Source organism: Amaricoccus sp., assembly GCF_036846665.1.
Classification (GTDB): domain Bacteria; phylum Pseudomonadota; class Alphaproteobacteria; order Rhodobacterales; family Rhodobacteraceae; genus Amaricoccus.
The window spans coordinates 1-2,551 of record NZ_DAIUBO010000365.1 but is presented as its reverse complement, the minus strand read 5'-3'; the positions used below and the strand labels follow the sequence as shown (position 1 = coordinate 2,551).

The window sequence follows — 2,551 nt, the reverse complement described above, 5'->3', positions numbered from 1 at the left end:
GCGCATCCATCTCTTCCGCCCGTCGGGCGCCTTCGACTCGATATGCGACCGTCGGCTGTGAAGTCGCGTGCAACAACCACCCCATGAGGGGCGGATTTCGCGTCCAATTTCCTCCCCCCTGACGCAGTGACGCACGATCCTTTCCGTCTTTGGAGGGGGTCTGGGGATGACGGGTGTGGAGACGATCGCGCGAATCCGGTTCGAGCATTACCAGAATGGCAAGGGGATCAAGCGGATCGCTCGTGAGCTGCGCATCTCGCGGGACACGGTTCGCAAAGTTCTGCGGTCGGGCAAGACTGAGTTCACCTACAGGCGCGAGGTCCAGCCGCTACCGAAGCTCGGCGCCTGGGTTGAGGTCCTGACGGCGATCCTGGAGGCGGAGGAGAAGCTGCCCCGGCGCGAGCGGCGCTCGACGGTGCGGCTGTTCGAGGAGCTTCGCGGACGCGGCTACGACGGGGCGCACGACAGTGTGCACCGCTTCGCGAAGACCTGGCGTATGGAGCGGGCAAGGACGCCGGCGCAGGCCTTCGTTCCGCTGAGCTTCGAACCTGGCGAGGCCTACCAGTTTGACTGGAGCCACGAGGCGATCGAGCTCAACGGCCTGCCGATGACTGTGAAGGTGGCGCAGATGCGGCTCTCCCATAGCCGGATGCCAATCGCGCGGGCCTATATGCGCGAGACGCAGGAGATGGTCTTCGACGCGCACGACAAGGCCTTCGCCTTCTACGGCGGGGTGTGCCGGCGCGGCATCTACGACAACATGAAGACGGCGGTGGAGACGATCTTCGTCGGCAAGGCGCGCCAGTACAACCGCCGCTTCCTGCAGATGTGCTCGCACCATCTGGTCGACCCCGTGGCCTGCACGCCGGCGTCGGGCTGGGAGAAGGGGCAGGTGGAGAACCAGGTCGGCACGGTCCGCGACCTTCTGTTCCGCCCCCGCCCGCGGGTGAAGACGCTGGATGAGTTGAACGCCTGGCTCGCCGACCAGTGTGTCGCCTACGCCACGCGCACCAAGCATCCCGAGTTCAAGGACCGGACGATCTTCGAGGTGTTCGAGGAGGAGCGAGCGAAGCTGACGCCGTATCTCGGCCCCTTCGCCGGCTTCGTCGAGAAGCCGATGCGGGCGACGACCACCTGCCTGATCGCGCACGACCGCAACAAGTACAGCGTCGACGCCAGAGCTGCGGGCCGTCCGGTGCTGGTCAGAGCCTACGCCGAGAAGATCGTGGTCCTGCTCGGCGACGAGGTGGTGGCCGAGCATCCCCGCTCGTTCAGGCGCGAGCAGGTGATCTACGATCCCTGGCACTACTTGCCGGTGCTGATGCGCAAGCCCGGTGCGCTGAGGAACGGCGCGCCCTTCAAGGACTGGAACCTGCCCGAACCGTTGGCGCAGGTCAGGGCGCAGCTCGCCCGCCATCCCGACGGAGACCGCCAGTTCGTGAAGATCCTCGGCCGCGTTCCCGATGACGGGATCGGCGCCGTCGCGGACGCCTGCGGCGAGGCACTGGCCGCCGGCATCGCCAATGGCGATGTGATCGTCGCGATCCTGGCCCGCAAGCGCCAGCCGCCGACCCCGCCCAGCATCACCACGCCCGACGCGCTCCGGCTCAAAGCCGAGCCCGTCGCCGATTGCTCCCGCTACGACGCCCTGCGAGGGAGGAAGGAGACACGGCCATGGAACGCCATCAACTGATCGAGGCCATGACGAGCCTTAAGCTGTACGGCATGCGAGCGAGCTTCGACGAGATCGCCGGCAAGGGGCTCAACCGGCGCGACGAACTCTATCCTCTTCTGGCCAGCCTCATCCGGGCGGAGATCACCCACCGCCAGTCGCGCTCGATCAACTATCGCATCGGCGGCGCCAGGTTCCCGGTGCTGAAGGACCTTGACGCCTTTGTCTTCCGGGACACGCCGGTCGACGAGGGCCACATACGCGAGCTGGCGCAAGGCGAGTTCATCGAGGCGAAGCGCAACTTGATCCTGATCGGCGGAACGGGCACCGGCAAGACGCATCTGGCGATCGCTATCGCAGCCGCCGTGATCCGCGCCAGGGCGAGGGGCCGCTTCTTCAACCTCGTCGACCTCGTCAACCAACTCGAACAGGAAAAGGCCGCCGGCCGAAGCGGAAGGATCGCCGAAACGCTTCTGCGACATGACCTCATCGTCATCGACGAACTCGGCTATCTGCCCTTCAGCCAGTCGGGCGCACAGCTGCTCTTCCATCTGATCAGCAAGCTCTACGAGAACACCTCGATCATCATCACCACCAATCTCGCCTTCGCCGACTGGCCGCAGGTCTTCGGCGACGCGAAGATGACGACAGCCATGCTCGATCGCCTCACCCATCATTGCGACATCGTCGAAACCGGCAATGAGAGCTGGCGCTTCAAAAACCGCGCCTGAGCCTCACGACGTCACCGCCCTCTGGAACCGCAGCCGCCCCGGCTGCGAAACCCCGACCATCTCCGCCGGGGCGGCCGCTCTCGTCTGCGTCACACGAGGGGGATAGCTTTGGAAGCGAAAAGGGGCGGCGATTGAACGCGAATTGACA

General features: G+C 65.5%; 2 protein-coding genes. Both read left to right on the top strand.

Annotation, left to right across the window (positions count from 1 at the left end; all coding sequences use genetic code 11):
• Positions 1-166: 166 nt before the first annotated feature.
• Positions 167-1,693: an IS21 family transposase gene (gene istA / locus V7050_RS20305; protein ID WP_324411185.1), complete on the top strand. Its 1,527-nt coding sequence runs from the start codon at positions 167-169 to the stop codon at positions 1,691-1,693.
• Positions 1,675-2,403 carry an IS21-like element helper ATPase IstB gene (gene istB / locus V7050_RS20300; RefSeq protein WP_324411183.1) on the top strand — a complete coding sequence of 243 codons (729 nt, stop codon included), beginning with the start codon at positions 1,675-1,677 and terminating at the stop codon, positions 2,401-2,403. The genes istA and istB overlap by 19 nt, the downstream gene beginning before the upstream one ends.
• Positions 2,404-2,551 lie beyond the last annotated feature (148 nt).

Coding starts and splice junctions, on each gene's coding strand:
- istA (WP_324411185.1), top strand. CDS start 167: ATGACGGGTGTGGAGACGATCGCGCGAATCCGGTTCGAGCATTACCAG.
- istB (WP_324411183.1), top strand. CDS start 1,675: ATGGAACGCCATCAACTGATCGAGGCCATGACGAGCCTTAAGCTGTAC.